The following is a 22,870-nucleotide window of genomic DNA, read 5'->3' as shown; positions in this document are numbered from 1 at the left end:
CATCCCCAACCCTTCTCCCGCGAGGGGAGAAGGGATCGAACTCGATTTAGGTTCTGCAACATAAAAAAGCCCGTCATCACGACGGGCTTTTTGCTGCTTAGATAAACGGGTTTATCAGTGGAGGATGCGGGCACGGATGGTGCCGTTGATCTCTTTGAGCTTGGCCAGCGCCTTCTCACTGTGTTCGGTCTCCACGTCGATCACCACATAACCGATATGGCTGCTGGTCTGCAGGTATTGACCGGCGATGTTGATCCCCTCTTCGGCGAAGATCTGGTTGATCTGGTTCATCACCCCCGGCTGGTTGCGGTGAATGTGCAACAGGCGGCTGGAGCCTTTGTGGCCCGGCAGCGACACTTCCGGGAAGTTGACGGCGGAGAGGGTGGAGCCGTTGTCGGAGTATTTGATCAGCTTGTTGGCCACTTCCAGCCCGATGTTCTCCTGCGCTTCATGGGTGGTACCACCGATGTGCGGGGTCAGGATGACGTTCTCCAGCCCACGGAGCGGGCTTTGGAACTCCTCGTCGTTGGACTTGGGCTCGACCGGGAAGACGTCGATGGCGGCACCGGAAATATGACCACTCTTGATCATGTCAGCCAGGGCATCGATATCCACCACGGTACCGCGGGCGGCGTTGATCAAGATGGCGCCCGGTTTCATCATCCGCAATTGTTCGGCGCCGATCATATCTTTGGTGGAGGCGGTCTCCGGCACGTGCAGGCTGATGACGTCGGACATATTGAGCAGCTCGACCATACTCGGCACCTGGATGGCGTTACCCAGCGACAGCTTGTTCTCGATGTCGTAGTAATAAACCTTCATGCCGATGCTCTCGGCGATGATGCCAAGCTGGGTGCCGATGTGGCCGTAACCGATGATGCCGAGCTTCTTGCCACGGGCTTCCACCGAGCGATTGGCCAGTTTTTCCCACACGCCGCGATGGCACTTGGCGTTCTTCTCTGGGATGCCGCGCAGCAGCAGCAGGATCTCCCCCAGTACCAGCTCGGCCACCGAGCGGGTGTTGGAGAAGGGGGCATTAAACACCGGAATGCCGCGGATCTGGGCCGCTTCCAGCTCAACCTGATTGGTGCCGATACAGAAGCAGCCGATGGCGACCAGCTTGTTGGCGGCATCCAGCACCTTCTCGGTGATCTGGGTGCGGGAGCGCAGCCCGATGAAATGGACGTCGCGAACCTGCTCGATCAGCTCCTCTTCGGAGAGCGAGGTCTTGAGATACTCCACACTGGTGTAACCTGCGCCGCGGAGGGTCTCTACGGTATTGGGATGAACCCCCTCCAGCAGCAGCACCTTGATTTTATCCTTGTCCAACGAAAACGTGGCAGTCATGACGATCCCTCTATGTGTGAAGCGTAAGTGCAGATTTGGTGTGCGAAGAAAACCGTAAAGTAGCAAAAACGTTCGGGAGAGGGAATATTTGTGACGAAAGTCAAATTCTTTGAAGTTATCAACGATTGTTGTAAACATTCGTTTGCAACTTGTTGAGGGGTAAATAAAAACGGCGCCATCAGGCGCCGTGTTTCAGCCGGAGGGTAATTACTGGATAACCACGCCATCCGGGGTGCCGATCACCACCACGTCTGCGCCACGGGCGGCGAACAGGCCGTTAGTGACCACACCAACGATGGCATTGAGCTGTACTTCCAGCCCTTTGGCATCGGTAATGGCCATATCCTTCACATCCAGGATGATGTTGCCGTTGTCGGTGACCACACCTTCACGCCACACCGGGTTGCCGCCCAGTTTGCGGATCTCGCGAGCCACGTATTCGCGGGCCATCGGGATCACTTCTACCGGCAGTGGGAACTGGCCCATCACCTCAACGGTTTTGGTGTTGTCGATGATGCAGATGAACTTGTCGGCCACGGCGGCGACAATCTTCTCGCGGGTCAGGGCAGCGCCACCGCCCTTGATCATGTCGCGGGTTCCGTTGATCTCGTCGGCGCCATCCACATAGACGGAGAGGGCGTCGATGTCGTTGAGATCATACACTGTGATGCCGAAGCCCTTGAGGCGCTCGGTGGAGGCCACGGAGCTGGATACCGCCCCCTTGATCTCATCCTTCATGGTCGCCAGCGCGTCGATAAAGTGGTTGACGGTAGAGCCGGTGCCCACCCCGACGATGGTGCCGGGAACCACGTACTTGAGCGCAGCCCAACCGGCCGCCTTCTTCATTTCATCTTGAGTCATGATCGTTCCTTAAGAAAAAAGCGGGCGCATTATATCCAACCCTGTACCCCGTCGCGACCTTGTTGCTCACGTTCCGGGGCAAAAAGCAGTGCGTGGTAAATCGTTTGCCTGTTTATTCTGCGTTTGCGCGCACAAAGCCGGGTCAGCCGGCTAAACACAGCCTATTCAAAGCGCCAGCAGTGGCTCGGGGTGATGATCTGGGGCAGTGGCACATCCCACTCCTCTTGCGGTACCTCCTCCACCTGCTGGCAGTCGTGGGCAATGCCCAGCGGTTTGGGGCCCAGCTTGTGCTCATGCCAGATGGCCAGCGTGCGATCGTAGTAGCCGCCCCCCATGCCAAGGCGATTGCCTGCAGCGTCGAAGGCAACCAGCGGGGTGCAAATCAGATCGAGGGTGCTGTGGGGCACCACCTGCAGGATATCCAGCTCTGGCTCTTCGATGCCGTAGCGGTTGCGCACCATGGGGCTGGTGGCGGTGTAGCGCAAAAAGAGCAGGTGACCCGGGGTAAAGGGGTGGAGCACCGGCAGGTAGACCTCTTTGTGCTGGGCCCACAGCCAGTGGATGGTGGGCAGGGGGTTGATCTCCCCGTCATTGGCCAGATAGAGGGCAATGCGTTTGGCGGCGAGGATCTCGGGGTGCTGCTTGAACTGGGCCAGCAGCTGTTGGGCTGCCTCTTGCTGCTCGGCCGGACTCAAATTTTTGCGACGTTGACGAACCAGTTGGCGCAGGGATTGACGTTCGGGTTGGGACTCATGCATGGGGAACCTCTGGTATAGCTGCGCATCGATGGCTTGAACGCGCTCTACCTTAGCACATTCACTCTGGACGTTAAGGGGGGACAGGGGCTGCGGTGCAGCCCCTGTTGCTGGCATGTCGGCATGCCAGCGTCTGATGTTATTGCTTGTCAGCCTTGCTGCGCATCTGATGTTTCACGAACACTGCAATTAGCGCCGCCACAGCGAGTGCTAATCCTGTGTAGAAGCGCATGGGCGTTATCCTGTTACTTGTCAGCCTTGCTGCGCATCTGGTGCTTCACGAACACTGCAATTAGCGCCGCCACAGCGAGCGCCATCGGGTAGAAGCTCATGCTCACCACTGCCAGCGGTGAGAGGGCGAAGATGGAGCCCAGCAGCAGTGCCTGTGCGCCCCAGGGGATCAGACCCTGGATCACGCAGGAGAAGATATCGAGCATGGAAGCGGCGCGGCGCGGGGTGACCCCGTGGTGCTCGGCCAGATCCCGGGCCACCTTGCTGGCGACGATAATGGCCACAGTGTTGTTGGCGGTGCAGAGGTTGGTGAGGCTCACCACCCCGGCGATGCCAAGCTCGGCCGCTTTCTCGTTCTGTTCACCGTTGTGCTCGCGGGTGAAACGGGCAATCAGGGCGCTGATGCGCTCGCTGATCCAGGCCAGCCCACCCTGACGCTCCATCAGGGCGCCGAGGCCACCGATCAGCATGGAGAGCAGGAAGATCTCCTGCATGCCGGTAAAGCCCTGATAGATATCCTTGCTGAATTGACCGATGGCGTAGCCGTTGACCATGCCCACAGTACCTGCGGCCAGAATGCCGATCCCCAGTACCACGAACACATTCACCCCGGCGAGCGCCAGCCCCAGAATGAGCAGATAGGGCATTACCTTGACCAGCTCGATGGCGTTGCCGTTGGCAGGGGCTTCACCCACTGACCCCAGGGTCAGATAGAGCAGGATCACCGCGATGGCGGCAGGAGCGGCAATCTTGAAGTTCTCGCGAAACTTGTCCTTCATCTCGCAGCCCTGACTGCGGGTGGCCGCAATGGTGGTGTCGGAGATGATGGAGAGGTTATCGCCAAACATGGCGCCGGAGAGAATGGTACCCGCCATCAGCACCGGATCGATACCGGCCGCTTGTGCCACACCCAGCGCAACCGGCGCCACGGCACCGATAGTGCCCATGGAGGTACCCATGGCGGTGGCAATAAAGGCAGAGATCAGGAACAACCCGGGCAGCAGCGCCCAGCCGGGGATGAGCGACAGACCGAGCGCCACGGTGGCATCAACGCCGCCGGTGGCCTTGGCCACACTGGCAAAGGCGCCCGCCAGCAGATAGATGAGGCACATCGCCATTATGTTGCTGTGGCCGACCCCCTTGAAGAAGGTCTCCAGATTGCTGTTGAAGCCCTCCTTACCAAGCAGCAGGGCGAGCATCACGGCAGGCAGGGCCGCCACGGGAGCGGGCAGCTGATAGAAGGCGAACTCGACCCCTTGCAGGGTCAGCCAGGTACCGGTACCGATAAAGAGTGCGAGAAAAACCAGGAGTGGCAGCAAGGCCCTGGCACTGGGTTGGATCTGGATCATGTGTTCCTCTGAAATTGAACAATGACCTCCTGTCATGCGCTGCTTTATGCCGTTATCGAAGATAAAAAGGGGAAAACAGGGCGGGCATCCTGCCGCATTGGGAGGCCACAGTAGTGACTCGCCCCTTTCTGGTCAAGGTAGACGTCCAGACGGATAGGTGTTTTTGTCTGGTGATTTTGTCACTTTGATTAAATCCGTTAAATGTTCGGATTAAATGAAATATCTCGTTGATTTGTCGGAGCGCTTGGTTGACTCACTGTGGGCTTTTCAAAGCGGGCGCAGGCTGGTAAAACGGTCTCTTTCCATAATTAAAAGTGATGAGAGGGTGGAGATGGACAATCCGATCCGTGTGGCCGTGATGGGCTGTAATGGTCGTATGGGCAAGGTGCTGCTGGAGGCCATCACCAATACCGATGGCGTGGTGGTCGGTGCGGCGCTGGAGCGCCCCGGTTCTGTGGTGATCGGTCTCGATGCCGGTGAGCTCAACGGGCTGGGCCATCTGGGTGTGGCGATCAGCGACAGCCTCGACAAGGTGCGTGACGCATTTGATCTGATCATCGACTTCACCCGCCCCGAGGTGACCCTGGCCAATCTGGCCTTTGCGCTGGCCCACCACAAGCAGATGGTGATCGGCACCACCGGCTTTGACGAGGCAGGCAAGGCGGCGCTCAAAGAGGCGGGCCAGCAGATCGGCATCGTGTTTGCCTCCAACTATTCGGTGGGTGTCAATCTGGTGTTCAAGCTGCTGGAGCAGGCCGCCAAGGTGATGGGGGATTACACCGATATCGAGATCATCGAAGGGCACCATCGCCACAAGGTGGATGCACCGTCCGGTACCGCGCTCTCTATGGGAGAGGTGGTGGCCAAGACGCTCGGACGTGACTTGAAAGAGTGCGCCGTTTATGGCCGCGAGGGGATCACCGGCGAGCGGGATCGCAACACCATCGGCTTTGCCACCATCCGCGCTGGCGATCTGGTGGGGGAGCATACCGTGATGTTTGCCGATATCGGCGAGCGGGTGGAGATCAGCCACAAGGCATCCAGCCGTCTGACCTTCGCCAATGGTGCGGTGCGGGCGGGCAAGTGGCTTAGCCAACAGCGAGCCGGTCTATATGACATGCAGGACGTACTCAATCTGAAGTGATCGACCTGATAGATCTGTTGTGAACCACCCCGGCTTGCCGGGGTTTTTACTGTCCAGCAATAGCATTAATGTAAAAATGGCAGCTTTGGTGCTGATTTTGCCTGAGTCAGGATAAAGAGGCTGTTTTGCTTGTTCTGCCAGATCGTCCCTCCCAAAATGTCATCGTCAGGTAACGAAGTTGAGTGGCATTTTGGCTCCCCCTGCGATTTTTTTACAGATCATCGAAAAGACTAAAAATTCAAACAAAGAAAAACGTTTTCTATTTTTTAGGTGCAATCTCTTGCCATTAAAATGGCATTTTTTTTACTATTTATATTTTTTGTTTAAATTATAACTCATTGTTTTGAATTTAAAATTAATCTGATTTTGTTGTTATTGAAGGTTTGACTGCCTCTTTTGATGGTGGTTTTTTCTTTTCTTTCAAAAATGGGGGTTGCAAAGGCGGTTAGTGCATAGATAATGGGTAAAGTTGCTTTTTTATTGAATTTAGATGCATTCAATCTGAGAAAAGACGTTGAATTGCCACTTTTTTTAAGTAAAATGCGCCCAATTTGCCAGAAATCTGCCGGTTTTGAGCCCTGTTTGAGACAGGGATTGAGCCCGCAACACCCAGGTAAGTTGCTGAATTTAAAGCTAAATAACTGGAGGTTGTCTTGAATCACACTGCATTGCTAGTGCTGGAAGATGGAACTGTGTTCAAAGGCGTGTCGATAGGCGCCGAGGGATGTTCCGTTGGTGAAGTGGTTTTCAATACGTCGATGACGGGCTATCAGGAAATCCTCACCGATCCCTCTTATTCCCGTCAGATAGTCACCCTCACTTACCCCCATATAGGCAACACCGGCACCAACAGCGAAGATGAAGAGTCCAGTCAAATCCACGCTCAGGGATTGATCATCCGGGACCTTCCGATACTTGCCTCCAATTTCCGCAATCAGCAATCCCTCTCCGATTACCTCAAGTCTCATAACATCGTTGGCATCGCCGATATCGACACCCGCAAACTGACCCGCATCCTGCGCGAGAAAGGCGCCCTGGCTGGCTGCATCCTTGCAGGTAAACAGGTTGATGAGGCTCATGCCCTCGAACAGGCCCGCGCCTTCCCCGGTTTGAAGGGGATGGACCTGGCCAAGGAAGTGACGGTTAGTGAAGCGTACAACTGGACCGAAGGGAGCTGGCAGCTTGGCAAGGGGCACATCACCCCGGATGCCGACCAGCTCAAATACCACGTGGTGGCTTATGACTTCGGCGTCAAGCGCAACATCCTGCGGATGCTGGTTGACCGTGGCTGCCGCCTGACCGTAGTACCGGCCAAGACCCCGGCCGCCGAAGTGCTGGCGATGAAGCCCGATGGCATCTTCCTCTCCAACGGCCCCGGTGACCCCGCGCCGTGCGATTACGCCATCGAGGCCATCAAGACCTTCCTCAATACCAATACCCCGGTGTTTGGCATCTGTCTGGGTCACCAGCTGCTGGGTCTGGCCTCCGGTGCCAAGACCGTCAAGATGAAGTTCGGCCACCACGGTGCCAACCACCCGGTCAAGAGCCTCGATGACAACACAGTGATGATCACCGCCCAGAACCACGGTTTTGCGGTGGACGAGCAGACCCTACCGGATTGCCTGCGCGCCACCCACGTCTCCCTGTTCGACGGCTCCTTGCAAGGCATTCACCGCACCGACCGTCCGGCCTTCAGCTTCCAGGGTCACCCCGAAGCGAGCCCGGGCTCGCACGACTGTGCCGGTCTGTTCGACCACTTTATTGAATTGATCAAGCAGTATCGCGCTTAAGAGGAAAAGAGAAGCCATGCCAAAACGTAACGACCTACAGAGCATCCTGATCCTCGGCGCCGGCCCCATTGTTATCGGCCAGGCCTGCGAATTTGACTACTCCGGCGCCCAGGCCTGCAAAGCCCTGCGCGAGGAGGGCTACCGCGTCATTCTGGTGAACTCCAACCCGGCCACCATCATGACCGACCCGGAGATGGCAGACGCCACCTACATCGAGCCCATCACTTGGGAAGTGGTGCGCGAGATCATCAAGAAAGAGCGCCCGGATGCGGTACTGCCCACCATGGGCGGCCAGACCGCACTGAACTGCGCGCTGGATCTGGAAAAACACGGGGTGTTGGCCGAGTTCGGGGTCGAGATGATCGGCGCCACCGCCGACGCCATCGACAAGGCCGAAGATCGCCGCCGCTTTGACATCGCCATGAAGAGCATTGGTCTGGAGTGTCCGCGCGCCGGTATCGCCCACAACATGGAAGAGGCGTGGGGCGTGCAGCAGATGGTTGGCTTCCCCTGCATCATCCGTCCCTCCTTTACCATGGGCGGCTCGGGCGGCGGCATCGCCTACAACACCGAAGAGTTCGTCGAGATCTGCGAGCGCGGTCTGGATTTGTCGCCGACCAAAGAGCTGCTGATCGATGAGTCGCTGATTGGCTGGAAAGAGTACGAGATGGAAGTGGTGCGGGATCGCAACGACAACTGCATCATCGTCTGCACCATCGAAAACTTCGACCCCATGGGCATCCACACCGGTGACTCCATCACGGTCGCGCCAGCCCAGACGCTGACCGACAAGGAGTTCCAGATCATGCGCAACGCCTCCATGGCGATACTGCGCGAGATCGGCGTCGAGACCGGCGGCTCCAACGTCCAGTTCGGTATCAACCCGAAAGATGGCCGCATGGTCATCATCGAAATGAACCCGCGGGTGTCGCGCTCCTCTGCGCTGGCTTCCAAGGCGACCGGTTTCCCCATCGCCAAGATTGCCGCCAAGCTCGCCATCGGTTACACCCTCGACGAGCTGATGAACGACATCACCGGTGGTCGCACCCCAGCCTCCTTCGAGCCGGCCATCGACTACGTGGTCACCAAGGTGCCGCGCTTCAACTTTGAAAAGTTCGCCGGTGCCAACGACCGCCTGACTACCCAGATGAAATCGGTCGGCGAAGTGATGGCCATTGGCCGCAACTTCCAGGAGTCCCTGCACAAGGCGCTGCGTAGCCTCGAGACCGGCAAGACCGGCTTCGACCCCATGGTCGACCTCAATGCTCCGGACTCCCTGACCCGCATCCGTCACGAGCTGCAGGACGCTGGCTGCGACCGTATCTGGTACATCGCCGATGCGTTCCGCGCCGGTCTCTCCATGGATGGCATCTTCAAGCTGACCAAGATTGACCCCTGGTTCCTGGTGCAGATTGAAGATCTGGTGAAGCTGGAAGAAGAGGTGAAAGAGCGCGGCATGGCCGGTCTCGATGCCGACTTCCTGCGCGCCCTCAAGCGCAAAGGCTTTGCCGATGCTCGTCTCGCCAAGATCCTCGGCGTGGCCGAAGGCGAAGTGCGCAAACTGCGTGCCCGCCACAACATCTTCCCGGTCTACAAGCGGGTCGATACCTGCGCCGCCGAGTTCGCCACCAACACCGCCTACATGTACTCCAGCTATGACGAGGAGTGCGAAGCGGCGCCGAGCAACCGTGACAAGATCATGATCATCGGCGGTGGCCCGAACCGTATCGGTCAGGGTATCGAGTTTGACTACTGCTGCGTGCACGCCGCGCTGGCCCTGCGCGAAGACGGTTACGAGACCATCATGGTCAACTGCAACCCTGAGACCGTCTCCACCGACTACGACACCTCTGACCGTCTCTACTTCGAGCCGGTGACCCTGGAAGATGTGCTGGAGATCGTGCGCATCGAAAAACCCAAGGGCGTTATCGTCCAGTACGGTGGCCAGACCCCGCTGAAGCTTGCACGGGCATTGGAAGCCAACGGCGTGCCGATCATCGGTACCAGCCCGGATGCCATCGACCGCGCCGAAGACCGTGAGCGCTTCCAGTCTGCGGTTGAGCGCCTCGGCCTCAAGCAACCGGAAAACGGTACCGTCACCGCGTTGGAGCAGGCAGTGCTGACTGCCGAGCGGATCACCTACCCGCTGGTGGTGCGCCCCTCTTACGTGCTGGGTGGCCGCGCCATGGAGATCGTCTATGACGAGACCGACCTGCGTCGCTACTTTGCCGAGGCGGTGAGCGTCTCCAACGAATCGCCGGTACTGCTGGACCGCTTCCTGGACGATGCTACCGAGCTGGACGTGGATGCCATCTGCGACGGCACCGATGTGGTCATCGGCGGCATCATGGAGCATATCGAGCAGGCCGGTATCCACTCCGGTGACTCCGGCTGCTCCCTGCCTCCTTATACCTTGTCCAAGAAAATTCAGGACGAGATCCGTGAGCAGGTGCGCAAGCTGGCACTGGAACTCGGTGTGGTCGGCCTGATGAACGTGCAGTTTGCGGTCAAGGGCGATGACATCTACCTCATCGAAGTGAACCCGCGCGCCGCCCGTACCGTGCCGTTTGTCTCCAAGGCGACCGGTGCTCCGCTGGCCAAGATTGCCGCCCGCGTCATGGCTGGTCAGTCGCTGCAACAACAGGGCTTCACCAAAGAGATCATCCCGCCCTACTACTCGGTGAAAGAGGTGGTACTGCCGTTCGCCAAGTTCCCGGGGGTTGACCCGCTGCTGGGGCCAGAGATGCGCTCTACCGGTGAAGTGATGGGGGTGGGCAACAGTTTTGCCGAGGCCTATGCCAAGGCCCAGCTGGGCGCCAGCCATGCCGTGCCAAAAGAGGGTCGCGCCCTGTTATCTGTTCGTCACAGCGACAAGGCGCTGGTGGTGGATTTGGCCGCCAAGCTGCTGGAGCTGGGCTACGAGCTGGATGCCACTCACGGCACCGCAGTGGCGCTGGGTGAAGCGAGCATCAACCCGCGCTTGGTCAACAAGGTGCACGAAGGGCGCCCGCACATTCTGGATCGCATCAAGAATGGCGAGTACACCTACATCGTCAACACCGCCGAAGGGCGAGTGGCGATCCAGGACTCCAAGCAGTTGCGCCGTGCCGCCTTGCAGCACAAGGTGGCTTATACCACCACCATGAATGAGGCGTTTGCCACCTGCATGGCCATCAGCATGGATGCCACCGCCAACGTCAACTCGGTGCAGGAGCTGCATCAGCGCGTGAAAAACCGCTAAGGAGTTTGCAGCGGGCATCAGCCTGACTTGCCAGACGACCAACCCCCGCCAGCAATGGCGGGGGTTTCTTTTTATCCGCCGCTGACAGTTCGGTGCGGAATGAGTGAGTCATTGAGGAAGGTCATGACTTCCGCATTGCAGTCAGCGGATGGCGCGTGGGGCGGCAAAAGTGGGCAAGGGGAGGGCGCAGAAGCGAGCGCGGGTTTCAACTGCCACAGGCAATCCTCTACAATGGCCTCACTTTGCTTGTCAGTGCAGCGCCACAGGTGCTGCCTGAAGTGGTCAACCCAAAATGGAAATGCTTATGACCGCAGTGCCTTCATGTCGTCTTATTGCCCTCAGTGTTGCCTTGCTGTTGGCCGGTTGCGCCAGTGATCCCGCCTCCGCCCCGACCAAAGAGGCGAGCGTCAGCGCCCCCAAGACACCGCCTGCCATGCAGCCGCGCAAACCGGCGGACATGAAGAGCCGCATCGTGACATTTCTGCCCCGCAATGTGGTCGATAAACAGGGGTGGGCCAGCGATGTGGTGACGGCGCTCACCACCCAGGGGGTGACGGTCAATGATCACAACGTCTGTAGCGTGCTGGCGGTGGCGGAGCAGGAGGCCACCTATCAGGCCGACCCCGTGGTGCCGGGTCTTGGCAAGATCGCCTGGAAAGAGATCAACGCCCGGGCGGCCAAGCTGCTGATCCCCGAATTTATGGTGCGGGCCGCGCTCTCCATCAACTCACCGACCGGCAAGAGCTATGCCGAGCGCATCGACAAACTGCGCACCGAGCGGGAGATGAGCGAGATCTTCGAGGACATGATCAGCATGCTGCCGATGGGCAAGACGCTGTTTGGCAACCTCAACCCGGTGCATACCGGCGGCCCGATGCAGGTGAGCATCGCCTTTGCCGAGGCCAACGCCCGTGGCTATCCCTATCCCATCAAGGATTCCATTCGCCACGAAGTCTTCACCCGCCGTGGTGGCATCTGGTTTGGCACCAAGCATATCTTCGGTTATCCCGCCGACTACCCGGATACTCTCTACCGCTTTGCCGACTTCAACGCCGGCTGGTATGCCAGCCGCAACGCCGCTTTTCAGGCCGCCGTCAGCCGCTTGAGTGGCAAAACTCTGGCGCTGGACGGAGACCTTATTCGCTATGACTCGGATCTGCCGGGCAATACCGAGCTGGCCGTCTACACCCTCGCCAACTGGGTCAATATGAGCAAACAGGCGATCCACCAGAGCTTGCGCAAAGGGGACACCGCCGAGTTTGCCGAGACCGATCTCTACCATCGCATCTTTACTCTGGCCGACCAGCAAGCGGGCAAGCGGCAACCCCGCGCCATCCTGCCCGGCATTCAGCTCAAGAGCCCCAAGATCACCCGCAACCTCACCACCGCCTGGTTTGCCAAGCGGGTGGATGACAGGGAACAACGCTGCGTGCGGCAGATGGCGACCATTCACTAAGAAGCATCAAGGGCGGCCAATTGGCCGCCCTTGATGCTTCCACAGGTGCAAGGAGGCTTATCTCTCCTCTGCTCGTAGCGTGATGATCTGCCGACATGTCGGATAACCGCTGCATCCCCAGAACTGATCCCCTTTGTTGCTGCCGCGGCGTGCTGTTCGTAGCACCATGGCATTGCCGCATTTCGGGCAGTGTTGCTGAGCGTGGCTCGCCTCAGAAGGTACGGGGATCATCTCTCTTACCACGCTTGCGGGGTTGTCCCGGGAAGAGGGCGTGGCAGGTTGGCTATGACGTGCCTTGAGCTGCGCCACATGCTGTCTGTGGGTCTGCCAATTGGCGGCCAGTCGCCCCCGCTGGATGGTGTCTATCACCCGAGTGACCTCGGCAGGGGTCAACACCGGCGTGGTTTTGCCCTTGATATAGCGAATAAGCCCGCGGTTCATCACGTTATCCGGCATCTGAGTTTTAAAGGTGCAGTCGCCAATAAAATAGATCACCGAGTGGAGTTGCTGATCCGCCAGCCCCAGCAAGGATTTGAGCGTCATCAGGTGCAGATAGTTCTGGCGCAGCGGATTTTGAAAGGTATGCCTGCGGCGATAGATCTGCTGAGTCCAGCTCTTATGGGCAGGATTGCCAAATATCCACCCCTTGATGTTTTTGGTCTCAATGACAAATAGCCCGAAGGGCGAGACGATCACATGGTCGATCTGGGTAGTGCCCTGCGGGGTTGGCAGCGTCACATCCTTGAGCAGGTGGTACTCCCGCTTGTCGAGAAAAAGCCGGATACCCAGATTGATAAAGGCCTCCCCGATCATCCCCTTGAACCAGGGGGTTTTGATCAGGGTGGCAATCAACAACAGGGGCAGCAGATACCAGAGCTGGCCCAGCAGAACCGCAATAACGGGTGTGAAGTCCATTTCACATTTATCCAATTAGTTGATTAGAGGGGATTCATGGCCTCTGGCCAGAGGAAATAAGGGCCAAATTTGGGGCTCATTCTAAACTCTCCCCCTTCCTCCTTTCCTTTGGCGGTCAGGTAATGCTTGCTGTCACGCAGCTCAAGCAAGCCGTGAGTCACCATTTTTTCCAGCAACTCATTGGTTTTGATCCCCCATTTTTGGGCCAGTTTGGATGAGGTCAGTTTCTCTGTGACAGCATCACTTTCACTGGCAGCAGGTTGTTGGGCCTCGGCTTCACTGACAACTCGCTCAAGTGATATGCGGACTTCATCACTGACCCGGATAATCCGTTGGGCCTCATCATAGGCATCACGATAAAGGTCATGATCTTCCGAGCGCTGGATCAACACCCCCATCTCGTTGTTATTGACCTGACTGAACTCGTAGAGATTCAGGCTGGTGACAATGCACATCTCCTCATTGAGATAGCACTTGGCATGGAGGTTTTTGCAAAAGCTGGTACGGATATAGGTGAGCTCTTTGAGCCAGCTGATCTCTTCCGGTTGCAACTCGCTTTTGCCATAGACGATCCGCACATCGATCTTGAGGCGGTTCTTGTCGGTGAGCAGCTCCTTGATCCTGTCATTGAGCTTGAGGAAGGGGCTGATCAGGATCAGGCGTTCTTTGGCATCTTTGATAAGTTCTTCAAGAAAATAGTTGGTTGCGCTGGTATTCAAAAACTTGGCCATGGCAAAAATCTCTATCCCTGTGGTGTAACTGGTGGCGCAAATACTTGGTTGGCGCTCGGCAGGTCATCTCCATTTCGGGCGCCGTGATCGCCCAGCCAGTGCGGCTGGCAATCGACATCATGGCTTCATGCGGATAATTGGGCGCCGAACTGAACCATCCTAACAATTTCATCAAAAGGAATATGTGACTGATTGCACTAACTCTGTGACAAGGCTGGATTTTTCGGGTGGCAGCGGTTGATGGCAAATTGCAGGTGCAAAAAAGCCCCTTGGCGGGGCTTGGTGTCTGGCAAGGCATGTGTCGGGGTTATCAATCGAACAGGATGCGGCCACTATGGCTCGGCTTGACCTGATTGCCATCGATAGGCAGGCACAAAATAACGGCTTAGAAACTCATGGCCAGTCCGATGGAATAACCGTTGGTGTTGTGGCTGAACATATAGCGGGCGACCAGACGGGTACGGCTGACTATGATGTCGTATTTGCTGCTGTCGAGCTCCAGCCCGAGACCAAGGGAGTTGAGGGAGTTGAACCCGAGCAGGCCGCGCTGCTCGCCGAGGTATTCGGTGCGCGCCCCCTCCATCACATAGCGCAGCGGGCGATCGAGCAGAGTCCAATCAAACACCGGGGCCCGGCGGCGCAGATAGAGGCCGATATTTTCGGCCTCCGCGCTGCCGCGCACGCTTTGCGTGGTGTTGCCAAAGCTTTGCAGGTGCTGGTAGGAGTAGCGCAGCTCGGCATCGATATCCTGCGTGTTGGAAAAGAGCTCATAGTCGAGCATCAGTGCCCCCCCCAGCCCGTACATATTAAGCTGACCACCGTCGAGAAAGTCCAGCGAGTAGCCTGTCTTGCGATCCAGCAGCCAGTTGCCGATCCGCAGATCGCTGGCCATGGTGCCCAAAGAGATGTTGGCGATGGGGCGCAGCACCCAGTGGCCACCACGCTGGTCTTCATGGAGGGCGATATCCCAGCCGACTCCGCCAGAGGCGGTCACGCTGTTCCATTTGGTCGGGAGGGTGCGGCTTTCGGTGCCGTTGCTTACCACGAACTGGGGGTCGTAGCGGCTAAAGCCGATGGCCCCTTCCAGATAGATGGGGACCGCTTCACTCATTGTGGCGCCACCACCGAGCTGGGTCATGTTGAGGGCGGCTGATTGACCAGTGCCGCTACCGATATCGAGGTTGCTGGCAGTGATGTCGGGCACCACAGAGAAGGCCATCAGCGAGAGCACCGCATTGGCGCGATCTTGCGCCCACTCCTGATCCTGGGTCGCGCCATGGACGGCGCTGCCGGATAGCGCCAGCAGCATCAGCCACAACATCTGCAATAAAGAGGAGAAGGGTCGGAGCATGAGCGTGATTCCCGATAAGCTGCGTCTGGTTGCCCTGGCTTTACTGTAGCGAGCTTCCCGCCGGTTGGCACGGGGTAAAGAGGGGGAATGAGCGTCGCTTGCGGTCGGTTGCCGCTGGGGGGCAAGCCTTTGCCACACCGGCGGCAGCCCCTTGCAGTTTGTTGCTAAAGCTTGTGGCCTGGCCGCCGATATCTCTGATGAGATCGTGTGGAGGGCAGGCAATTGAACGCTTGGGTGTTAGGGTTGGTCAGCATATCCGTGAGTATGCAGTTACAGGCTGGGGTGACCGAATTCGGTGCCGGTCTGGATCAATCCGTCTGGCGTTTGACCTCCGATACCCAGATTGAGTGTCGCCTCGAGCACCCCATTCCCAACTGGGGTACGGGGGCCTTTGTCAGCCGCGCCGGACGCAAGATTAACCTCGACTTCGAGCTCAAGGGCAAGCGGCCGCAGGCCCAGACCCAGACGGTGAGTCTTGGCATCATGCCACCGATCTGGCGCCCCGGCATCGCCGGGCGGGAAGTGAGCCAGCTTCACTTCTATCAGCAGTTTGATGGGCTGGTAGAGGGGCAGACTGCCTGGACTATGCTCGACGAGCTGGAAGGGGGGAGCATGCCCACCTTCCAGTATCGGGACTGGTATCGTCAGAACCGCGCGGTGCGGGTGTCGCTCTCGTCAGTCAACTTTCGGGTTAAATATCAGGCCTTTATCGATTGTCTGAGCGGGCTCTTGCCCTACAGCTTCAACGACATCGCCTTTAGCGTGCTCACCTACGACAAGAACAGCGACCAGCTCTCTATCGCCTCCAAGCGGCGGTTGGCGATGATCAGCGAGTTTATCAAGGCGGACAAGAGCATCGACGTGGTGGTGATCGACGCCTACAGCGACAGCTACGGCGGCCGCTGGCCGAACCAGAAACTCTCCGAGAAGCGGGCCGATGCCATCAAGAAGGTGTTTGTCGATCTGGGGCTGGAGCCTGGCAAGGTCTCGGTGGAGGGGCACGGCGAGAAGCAGCATGTCGCCTCCAACGAAACCGAGCAGGGGCGCGCCAAGAACCGGCGGGTGGTGATCAGCATGGGGCGTAACGGCGAGATCTAGCACCGCTATCGGCAGCAGGGCATAAAAAAGAGCGCCAGCGCGCTCTTTTTTGATCCTGCCATCTGGCAGTTAGAATCGGGCAGCTTAGACGCTGTCACCCAGACCGGTACCGGCATCTTTCTTGGCGATCAGTTCAATCTTGTAACCGTCCGGATCTTCGACGAAGGCGATCACGGTAGTGCCACCCTTGACCGGGCCCGGCTCGCGGGTGATCTTGGCACCGGCGGCACGCAGGGCGTCGCAGGTGGCATAGATGTCGTCCGCTTCCAGCGCGATATGGCCGTAGGCAGAACCCAGTTCGTACTCGCTCACCCCCCAGTTGTAGGTCAGTTCGATCACCGCATCGTCTTTCTCATCACCGTAACCCACGAAGGCCAGGGTGTACTTGTACTCGCTGTTCTCGCTCTTGCGCAGCAGCTTCATGCCGAGGACGCGGGTGTAGAAGTCGATGGAGCGTTGCAGATCGCCGACACGCAGCATGGTATGCAGAATTCTCATTGCTCAGTTCTCCGGGTTGGTGATGTGTACTGCTTTCAATCTCGGTTGCGAGGCTATCAGCTCTCTGGATAGACCTTCTCTTTGTACTCGCACAAGTCTTCGATAATACAGGAACCGCAGCCGCAGATGTTTGCGAGCGAGACAGCTATGGCGGTGGTGGTACCCAGTCACTCAGCTCTCTGGATAGACCTTCTCTTTGTACTCGCACAACTCTTCGATGATACAGGAACCGCAGCCGCAGATGTTTGCGAGCGAGACAGCTATGGCGGTGGTGGCACCCGGTCACTCAGTTCTCTGGATAGATCTTCTCTTTGTACTCGCACAAGTCCTCGATGATACAGGAACCACAGCGCGGCTTGCGAGCGAGACAGGTGTAACGCCCGTGCAGGATCAGCCAGTGGTGGACATCCAGCTTGAACTCGGCGGGCACCACTTTGAGCAGCTTCTCCTCCACCTGATCCACGTTCTTGCCTACCGCAAAGCCGGTACGGTTCGATACCCGGAAGATATGGGTATCGACGGCGATGGTGGGCCAGCCAAAGGCGGTGTTGAGCACCACGTTGGCGGTCTTGCGGCCGACACCGGGCAGGGCTTCCAGTGCTTCGCGGTTCTCCGGCACCTCGCCACCGTGGCGCTCCAGCAGGATGGCGCAGGTCTTGATGACGTTCTCGGCCTTGGTGTTGAAGAGGCCAATGGTCTTGATATAGCTCTTGAGCCCATCCACCCCGAGGCTCAGCATCCCTTGCGGGGTGTTGGCCACCGGATAGAGTTTGTCGGTCGCCTTGTTGACGCTGACATCGGTCGCCTGTGCCGAGAGCAGCACGGCGATCAACAGCTCGAACGGCGAGTTGAAGTTGAGCTCTGTGGTGGGGTGGGGATTGTTCTCCCGTAGCCGTTCCAGGATCTCTCTGCGTTTCTGGTTGTTCATGCCTTGCGTCCGATCATAGCTCGGTCGCCCGGACGCGGGCCGGGGCAACGTTGCAGTGGGCAACAGTGGTAGCCTGTTTGCGATCACGCCAGTCGTTGATGGCGTTCTTGGCGGCGATCAGCAGCCCCAGCCCGATAAAGCCGCCCGGCGGCAAAATCGCCAGCAGCAGGCTGGCATCGGCGTGGAACAGCTCGATGCGCAGGGATTTGGCCCACTCGCCCAGCAGCAGCTCGGCGCCATCAAATAGGGTGCCCATGCCGATGATCTCGCGCATGCCGCCCAGTACCAGCAGCACCAGAGTAAAGCCAAGGCCCATCATCAGGCCGTCGAGGGCCGCCAGCAGCGGCGGGTTCTTGGAGGCATAGGCCTCGGCGCGGCCGATGATGATGCAGTTGGTGACGATCAGGGCGATAAAGATGCCGAGCGCCTGATAGAGGCCATAGGTGTAGGCGTTCATCAGCAGCTGCACGCTGGTCACCAGCGAGGCGATGATCATTACATAGACCGGGATGCGAATATCCTTCGGCACCCAGTTACGCACCAGCGAGACGGCAAGGTTGGAGCAGACCAGCACTGCCATGGTGGCAAGGCCCAACCCCAGCGCATTGGTAAAGGTGGAGGAGACGGCGAGGGTCGGGCAGAGCCCCAGCACCTGCACCAGCGAGGGGTTGTTCTTCCACAGCCCCTGACTCATCAGCTCCTTGAGCTCGCCCTTACGGCTTTCCAGCTCGGCAATCGGGGCTGCGCCCGTTTCAATCTGTTCCATCTCGTTCATGACGGCTCGACTCCGTTAGTGCGCCGCCGGACAAGCCGGGGCGTTGCTGAGCAGTTCGGGTTGCTCCTGCTGCAGTTTCAGCAGGTTCTTCACCGCCTTGACCACGGCTCGCGGGGTGATGGTGGCGCCGGTAAAGGCATCGTACTCGCCGCCATCCTTCTTCACCGCCCACTGGGGCTCGTTGTCATGGGTCAGGAATTTTCCGGCAAAGCGGTTGATCCAGTCCGATTTTTTCAGCTCGATCTTGTCACCGAGGCCTGGGGTCTCGTTGTGAGCGAGCACTCGCACGGCGGTGATGGTGCCCTTGGCATCAAAACCCGCCACGATGCGGATCGCCCCGCTGTAGCCATCCGGCGCGATCGCCTCCAGCGCATAGCCGGTCACCACGCCATTCTTGCTGGCGGTGTAGAGGGCCTGCGGCTGATCACTGCCGAGATATTTCCTGCTGGTCACCTGCTTGCAGCTGGCCACCAGATCGTTGTCATAGCTCCCCTCCGGCAACAATACCGAGAGAGTCTGCTGCTTCTCCAGCTGCTGCTGGTGGGCGATTTTATCCTTGGTCAGCTCGTTGGTCAGTACCACCAGTGCGGTACAGCCCAGCGCGAACATCGCCAGAATAAGGCCGTTCTTGCGCATGCTCTTTAACATGTCCGGGCTCCGTCAGCTGTGATGGGGAAAGAGGGCAGAAACATCATTGGCGACGGGCTCCATACACTTTCGGGCGAGTCAGGCTGTCGATAAAGGGTACGCAAAGGTTGGCCAGCAGCACGGCGAAGGCGAACGCATCCGGATAGCCGCCAAAGCGGCGAATGATGTAGACCAGCACCCCGATCAGCACGCCATAGACCAGTCGGCCGCGCGGCGTGGTGCAGGCACTCACCGGATCGGTGGCGATAAAGAAGGCCCCCAGCATGGTGGCGCCGCTAAAGAGATGGAAGATCGGGGTGGCGGTCGCATCCGGGCTCACCAGATAGCCGATGGTCGAGGCCGCCAGCAGGGCACCGAGAATGGCGGTGGGAATGCGCCAGTTGATCACCTTCTGTTGCAGCAGGAACAGGCCGCCCAGCAGGTAGCCGAGGTTGACCCAGCTCCAGCCGATGCCGCCCCAACCCTCAAACAGCGGGCCACTCAGGATCTCACCGGTGGTGAGCCCCTGGGTCAGGCCGGTTTTCAGGGTATCGAGCGGGGTCGCCATGGTGAGACCATCCACCCCTTGCTTGAGCTGGGCCATGCTGTAGCCGTCGAGGCTAAAGCCGGTAAAGATGACCGAGGTTGCATCACCAAAGCCGAGGCTGTAGGCGCGCACACTCTCTGGCGGCAGCCAGCTGGTCATCTGCACCGGGAAGGAGACCAGCAGCAGCACATAGGCGACCATGGCCGGGTTGAACAGGTTCTGGCCCAGTCCGCCGTAAAGGTGCTTGGCGACTATGATGGCAAAAGCGGTGCCCACCACCAGCATCCACCACGGCAGCAGCGGCGGCAGGGAGAGACCGATCAGCACGGCGGTGAGCGCCGCACTGCCATCCATCAGGGCAGGCTTGATGGCGTGGCCACGGAGCTTGAGCACCAGCGCCTCGCACGCCAGCGCAGTCACCAGCGCCAGCAGGATCTGGATAAAGGAGCCCCAGCCGAAGAACCAGGTCTGGGCCAGCAAGCCTGGCACGCAGGCCAGGATCACCAGCAGCATCAGGGTTCGGGTCTGTTTGCGGTTATGGGCAAACGGCGCAGTCGCAATATTGAACATGAGTCTGTCGATTACCTTGTGGTTGTTCGGTCGGCTGACGGTGCATCTTCAGCGGCAGTCTCGGCGGCTCTGGCTGCCTCGGCCGCCAGCTTCTTTGCCTTGGCGCGGGCCACAGCAGCCGCAATGGCCGCTTTTTTCGGATCAACCGGGGCGTCAGCCGCAGGGGCGCTCGCTTCAGGCGCGGCAGCGACGGCAAGTGGTTGCTCACTGCTGGCGGCGTCGGATTGCTCCGATTGAGCCGGTGCGCTTTCCCCCTCACCATTCTGCTGCGCCAGCTTTTTGGCCTTGGCACGGGCGATGGCTGCGGCGATAGCGGCTTTCTTGGGATCAACAGCTTCGCTTGCTGCAACAGCCGTATCGCTCGGGCTGGTGGTCACTTCGCTCTTGGCTAGCGCCACGTCGCGGGTGTCTGCGCTTGCAGCTGGCTCACTCTCTGCACTTTCTGCATTCTCAGCACCGGCACTCTCGCCCTGCTGCGCCAGCTTTTTGGCCTTGGCGCGGGCAATGGCAGCGGCGATAGCCGCCTTCTTGGGATCGGCGGGCACATCGCTTTGGGTGCCTGCGTCGGCTGCTGCGCTGTTATCTGCGCTTACCGGCTCGCCACTGGCTTCGGCCTTTTTGGCTTTGGCGCGGGCAATGGCTGCTGCAATTGCCGCCTTCTTGGGATCGGCGGGTGCATCGCTGTGGGTGCCTGCGTCGACAGCTGCGCTGTTATCTGCGCTTACCGGATCGCCACTGGCTTCGGCTTTTTTGGCTTTGGCGCGGGCGATGGCAGCGGCAATGGCCGCTTTTTTCGGATCTGCCGTTTGCGGCTCGGCATCTACCGCAGGCGCAGCAGCGGTTTCGGCAGCCGCAGGCTCGGCGCTATCGCCCGCTTGCGCGGCTTTCTTGGCCTTGGCCCGCGCCAGTGCGGCGGCGATGGCTGCTTTTTTGGGATCGCTGGCGGGGTCAACCGCCTCGGCGGATTGCGGCGCAGCGGCTGCGGTTTCGCTGTTTGCGCTTTCGGCCAGCTTGGCGGCGCGGCGCGCTTCCGCTTCCCGTTTGCGGGCTTCGCGGGCGGCAATCACTGCGCTGTTGTCGGGCAAGCCCTCGGCCGAGGCCGCAATGGCGGTGATGGGCGCATCCTGCTTGGCCTTGATGCGGGCCAGCGCAGCGGCCACCGGATCTTCCCCGCCAGCAGCCGTCATGGTCTGACGACGCTGGGCGGCCGCTTCGGCGTGGCGCGCTTCGCGGGCTGCTTTCTCCCGCTCGAAACGAGCCTGCTTGGCCTCGAAGCGCTGCTTGGCGCGTTCGGCCTTTTCGGCCTCGGCACGGGCTTCGCGAATGTCGTCTTTGGCGATCTTGTAGTACTGCACCAGCGGGATCTCGCTGGGGCAGACCCAGGCGCAGGCGCCGCACTCGATGCAGTCCATCAGGTTGAGCTTCTCGGCCTTGTCATACTCCTTGGCCCGGCTGTACCAGTAGAGCTCTTGCGGCAGCAGGGTGGCCGGGCAGGCATCGGCGCAGGCACTGCAACGGATGCAGGCTTGCTCCGGGCCGGGGGCGGGCAGTTCGGCCTGCGTCGGCGCCAGCAGGCAGTTGGTGGCCTTGACCACCGGCACCATGGCGTGGGGCAGGGTAAAGCCCATCATGGGGCCCCCCATGATCACCCGTTGCTCCGCTTCCGGTTGCAGCTCGAAACGCTGCAACAGCCAGCGCACCGGCGTACCGAGGCGCACCCAGGCGTTGCCGGGCTTCTTGAAGCTGTCGCCGGTAAGGGTGACGATCCGCTCGATCAGCGGTTCGCCGTCGATAATGGCGCGCTTGATAGCAAACACGGTGGCGACGTTGAGCACCATGATGCCGATATCGACCGCGCGGCCCCCCTTGGGCACCTGACGGCCGGTGAGCAGTTCGATGGTCTGCTTGGCACCGCCCGAGGGGTACTTGGTCGGCACCGTCTTGACCAGCACATCCTCGTCTGTGGCGTGGCGGGTCAGTTGCTCGATCGCCTCGGGCTTGTTGTCTTCCACCCCGATCAGGGTCAGCTTGGGTTTGAGCAGGTGCTTGAGCACCCGGATGCCATCCATGATCTCGCCTGAGTACTGCTGCATCAGCCGATCATCGGTGGAGATATAGGGTTCGCACTCCAGCCCGTTGACGATCAGGATCTCGGTGAGCTGACCGCGGCCGTCGAGCTTGCTGTGGGTCGGGAACACGGCGCCGCCAAGGCCCGCTACCCCCGCCTGCTGGATGCGCTCAAGCAGCTCGCCCCGCTCCAGATTCCAGTAATCGGTTTTGCCATTGCGCTCGCCCCAGGCATCTTCGCCATCGGGGGTGAGAATGACGCAGAGATCGTCGAGCCCGGAGGGGTGGGCCACCGTGTGGTTGCCAATCTCGGTGATGGTGCCCGAGGTGGAGGCATGCACCGGCACCGTCCGCCCCTTGGCGTAACGGGTCAGCGGCTGGCCTTTTTTGACCTTGTCGCCCACCTGCACCAGCAGATCGCCGGCGGGGCCTGCGTGCTGGCGCAGCGGAATAATCAGGCGCGGTGGCAGACCGGCGTCCACCACCGGGCTCTGGCTCGATTGCAGCTTGTTGTCGGCGGGGTGAATGCCGCCGTGAAAATCCCAGAGCGTGCCGGCTTTGATTCGTTCGAGTAAGGAATACATGGTTG

General features: G+C 59.4%; 19 protein-coding genes and 1 pseudogene. 5 read left to right on the top strand and 15 right to left on the bottom strand.

The annotated features are described in order from the left end of the window. Window positions 1-114: 114 nt before the first annotated feature. From serA to ACY8FN_RS17245, 4 genes are all read right to left on the bottom strand, one after another. Window positions 115-1,347 (bottom strand): phosphoglycerate dehydrogenase, encoded by a 1,233-nt coding sequence (gene serA, locus ACY8FN_RS17260; protein WP_101325191.1) that lies wholly within the window; start codon window positions 1,345-1,347, stop codon window positions 115-117. Between the two features lie 207 nt (window positions 1,348-1,554). Further along, window positions 1,555-2,208: a ribose-5-phosphate isomerase RpiA gene (gene rpiA, locus ACY8FN_RS17255; RefSeq protein ID WP_098969773.1), complete on the bottom strand. Its 654-nt coding sequence runs from the start codon at window positions 2,206-2,208 to the stop codon at window positions 1,555-1,557. A 161-nt stretch (window positions 2,209-2,369) separates the two neighbouring features. Next, window positions 2,370-2,966, bottom strand: coding sequence for a 5-formyltetrahydrofolate cyclo-ligase (locus ACY8FN_RS17250; protein WP_463100701.1), 597 nt, complete (start codon window positions 2,964-2,966; stop codon window positions 2,370-2,372). Window positions 2,967-3,208: 242 nt separating this feature from the next. Continuing rightward, window positions 3,209-4,543, bottom strand: coding sequence for a Na+/H+ antiporter NhaC family protein (locus ACY8FN_RS17245; RefSeq protein WP_438578289.1), 1,335 nt, complete (start codon window positions 4,541-4,543; stop codon window positions 3,209-3,211). A 331-nt stretch (window positions 4,544-4,874) separates the two neighbouring features. On the opposite strand from ACY8FN_RS17245, the gene dapB reads away from it, so the two are divergent. Continuing rightward, the gene (dapB, locus tag ACY8FN_RS17240) at window positions 4,875-5,687 is read left to right on the top strand and encodes a 4-hydroxy-tetrahydrodipicolinate reductase (protein WP_139719000.1); all 813 of its coding nucleotides are present in this window, start codon (window positions 4,875-4,877) and stop codon (window positions 5,685-5,687) included. Window positions 5,688-6,022: 335 nt separating this feature from the next. Here the strand turns inward: dapB and ACY8FN_RS17235 are convergent, their stop codons facing one another. Then, the gene (locus tag ACY8FN_RS17235) at window positions 6,023-6,349 is read right to left on the bottom strand and encodes a hypothetical protein (RefSeq protein ID WP_463100700.1); all 327 of its coding nucleotides are present in this window, start codon (window positions 6,347-6,349) and stop codon (window positions 6,023-6,025) included. Between ACY8FN_RS17235 and carA the strand changes: the two genes are divergently transcribed. The 3 genes from carA (at window position 6,341) to ACY8FN_RS17220 (ending at window position 12,174) form a co-directional block, all read left to right on the top strand. After that, entirely contained in the window at window positions 6,341-7,477 is a 1,137-nt protein-coding gene (carA, locus tag ACY8FN_RS17230) for a glutamine-hydrolyzing carbamoyl-phosphate synthase small subunit (RefSeq protein WP_463100699.1), read from the top strand. The genes ACY8FN_RS17235 and carA overlap by 9 nt on opposite strands. 16 nt (window positions 7,478-7,493) lie before the next feature. Beyond that, a complete protein-coding gene (gene carB / locus ACY8FN_RS17225) occupies window positions 7,494-10,718 on the top strand; it encodes a carbamoyl-phosphate synthase large subunit (protein WP_101315284.1) in 3,225 nt (1,074 codons plus the stop codon). 304 nt (window positions 10,719-11,022) lie between these two features. Continuing rightward, entirely contained in the window at window positions 11,023-12,174 is a 1,152-nt protein-coding gene (locus tag ACY8FN_RS17220) for a DUF1615 domain-containing protein (RefSeq protein ID WP_463100698.1), read from the top strand. A gap of 57 nt (window positions 12,175-12,231) precedes the next feature. Here the strand turns inward: ACY8FN_RS17220 and ACY8FN_RS17215 are convergent, their stop codons facing one another. The 3 genes from ACY8FN_RS17215 to ACY8FN_RS17205 all read right to left on the bottom strand — a co-directional run bounded on the left by ACY8FN_RS17215 (window position 12,232) and on the right by ACY8FN_RS17205 (window position 15,129). Next, window positions 12,232-13,089 carry a nuclease-related domain-containing protein gene (locus ACY8FN_RS17215; protein ID WP_463100697.1) on the bottom strand — a complete coding sequence of 286 codons (858 nt, stop codon included), beginning with the start codon at window positions 13,087-13,089 and terminating at the stop codon, window positions 12,232-12,234. A 23-nt stretch (window positions 13,090-13,112) separates the two neighbouring features. Continuing rightward, entirely contained in the window at window positions 13,113-13,820 is a 708-nt protein-coding gene (locus ACY8FN_RS17210) for a phospholipase D family protein (RefSeq protein ID WP_463100696.1), read from the bottom strand. Between the two features lie 385 nt (window positions 13,821-14,205). Next, complete coding sequence (locus ACY8FN_RS17205; protein ID WP_463101192.1) at window positions 14,206-15,129, bottom strand: hypothetical protein; 924 nt, start codon at window positions 15,127-15,129, stop codon at window positions 14,206-14,208. Window positions 15,130-15,393: 264 nt separating this feature from the next. On the opposite strand from ACY8FN_RS17205, the gene ACY8FN_RS17200 reads away from it, so the two are divergent. After that, a complete protein-coding gene (locus tag ACY8FN_RS17200) occupies window positions 15,394-16,269 on the top strand; it encodes a flagellar protein MotY (protein WP_172954882.1) in 876 nt (291 codons plus the stop codon). 84 nt (window positions 16,270-16,353) lie between these two features. Here the strand turns inward: ACY8FN_RS17200 and gloA are convergent, their stop codons facing one another. The 7 genes and pseudogenes from gloA to rsxC form a co-directional block, all read right to left on the bottom strand. Then, on the bottom strand, window positions 16,354-16,767 hold the full coding sequence (gene gloA / locus ACY8FN_RS17195; RefSeq protein WP_033137974.1) for a lactoylglutathione lyase: 414 nt from the start codon (window positions 16,765-16,767) through the stop codon (window positions 16,354-16,356). A 56-nt stretch (window positions 16,768-16,823) separates the two neighbouring features. After that, window positions 16,824-16,926: pseudogene (locus ACY8FN_RS17190) on the bottom strand (endonuclease III); the annotation flags it as partial. 127 nt (window positions 16,927-17,053) lie between these two features. Then, window positions 17,054-17,695 carry an endonuclease III gene (nth, locus tag ACY8FN_RS17185; RefSeq protein ID WP_463100695.1) on the bottom strand — a complete coding sequence of 214 codons (642 nt, stop codon included), beginning with the start codon at window positions 17,693-17,695 and terminating at the stop codon, window positions 17,054-17,056. Window positions 17,696-17,708: 13 nt separating this feature from the next. Then, complete coding sequence (locus ACY8FN_RS17180; protein ID WP_463100694.1) at window positions 17,709-18,470, bottom strand: electron transport complex subunit E; 762 nt, start codon at window positions 18,468-18,470, stop codon at window positions 17,709-17,711. 15 nt (window positions 18,471-18,485) lie between these two features. Beyond that, window positions 18,486-19,118: an electron transport complex subunit RsxG gene (gene rsxG, locus ACY8FN_RS17175; protein ID WP_463100693.1), complete on the bottom strand. Its 633-nt coding sequence runs from the start codon at window positions 19,116-19,118 to the stop codon at window positions 18,486-18,488. 43 nt (window positions 19,119-19,161) lie between these two features. After that, window positions 19,162-20,214 (bottom strand): electron transport complex subunit RsxD, encoded by a 1,053-nt coding sequence (rsxD, locus tag ACY8FN_RS17170; RefSeq protein WP_463100692.1) that lies wholly within the window; start codon window positions 20,212-20,214, stop codon window positions 19,162-19,164. Between the two features lie 11 nt (window positions 20,215-20,225). Continuing rightward, complete coding sequence (gene rsxC, locus ACY8FN_RS17165) at window positions 20,226-22,865, bottom strand: electron transport complex subunit RsxC (protein ID WP_463100691.1); 2,640 nt, start codon at window positions 22,863-22,865, stop codon at window positions 20,226-20,228. Window positions 22,866-22,870: the final 5 nt, after the last annotated feature.

This window comes from Aeromonas sp. 160P (assembly GCF_055193095.1).
Note: the sequence above shows the minus strand (reverse complement) of the source record. Positions and strands in the feature narration are given on the sequence as shown.

Bases quoted from the DNA above. Each gene is read 5' to 3' on its own strand.
- ACY8FN_RS17210 (WP_463100696.1), bottom strand. From the start codon at position 13,820: ATGGCCAAGTTTTTGAATACCAGCGCAACCAACTATTTTCTTGAAGAA.
- rsxC (WP_463100691.1), bottom strand. From the start codon at position 22,865: ATGTATTCCTTACTCGAACGAATCAAAGCCGGCACGCTCTGGGATTTT.
- nth (WP_463100695.1), bottom strand. From the start codon at position 17,695: ATGAACAACCAGAAACGCAGAGAGATCCTGGAACGGCTACGGGAGAAC.
- carB (WP_101315284.1), top strand. From the start codon at position 7,494: ATGCCAAAACGTAACGACCTACAGAGCATCCTGATCCTCGGCGCCGGC.
- gloA (WP_033137974.1), bottom strand. From the start codon at position 16,767: ATGAGAATTCTGCATACCATGCTGCGTGTCGGCGATCTGCAACGCTCC.
- ACY8FN_RS17245 (WP_438578289.1), bottom strand. From the start codon at position 4,543: ATGATCCAGATCCAACCCAGTGCCAGGGCCTTGCTGCCACTCCTGGTT.
- dapB (WP_139719000.1), top strand. From the start codon at position 4,875: ATGGACAATCCGATCCGTGTGGCCGTGATGGGCTGTAATGGTCGTATG.
- rpiA (WP_098969773.1), bottom strand. From the start codon at position 2,208: ATGACTCAAGATGAAATGAAGAAGGCGGCCGGTTGGGCTGCGCTCAAG.
- rsxG (WP_463100693.1), bottom strand. From the start codon at position 19,118: ATGTTAAAGAGCATGCGCAAGAACGGCCTTATTCTGGCGATGTTCGCG.
- rsxD (WP_463100692.1), bottom strand. From the start codon at position 20,214: ATGTTCAATATTGCGACTGCGCCGTTTGCCCATAACCGCAAACAGACC.
- ACY8FN_RS17215 (WP_463100697.1), bottom strand. From the start codon at position 13,089: ATGGACTTCACACCCGTTATTGCGGTTCTGCTGGGCCAGCTCTGGTAT.
- serA (WP_101325191.1), bottom strand. From the start codon at position 1,347: ATGACTGCCACGTTTTCGTTGGACAAGGATAAAATCAAGGTGCTGCTG.
- ACY8FN_RS17205 (WP_463101192.1), bottom strand. From the start codon at position 15,129: ATGCTGCTGGCGCTATCCGGCAGCGCCGTCCATGGCGCGACCCAGGAT.
- ACY8FN_RS17250 (WP_463100701.1), bottom strand. From the start codon at position 2,966: ATGCATGAGTCCCAACCCGAACGTCAATCCCTGCGCCAACTGGTTCGT.
- ACY8FN_RS17220 (WP_463100698.1), top strand. From the start codon at position 11,023: ATGACCGCAGTGCCTTCATGTCGTCTTATTGCCCTCAGTGTTGCCTTG.
- ACY8FN_RS17180 (WP_463100694.1), bottom strand. From the start codon at position 18,470: ATGAACGAGATGGAACAGATTGAAACGGGCGCAGCCCCGATTGCCGAG.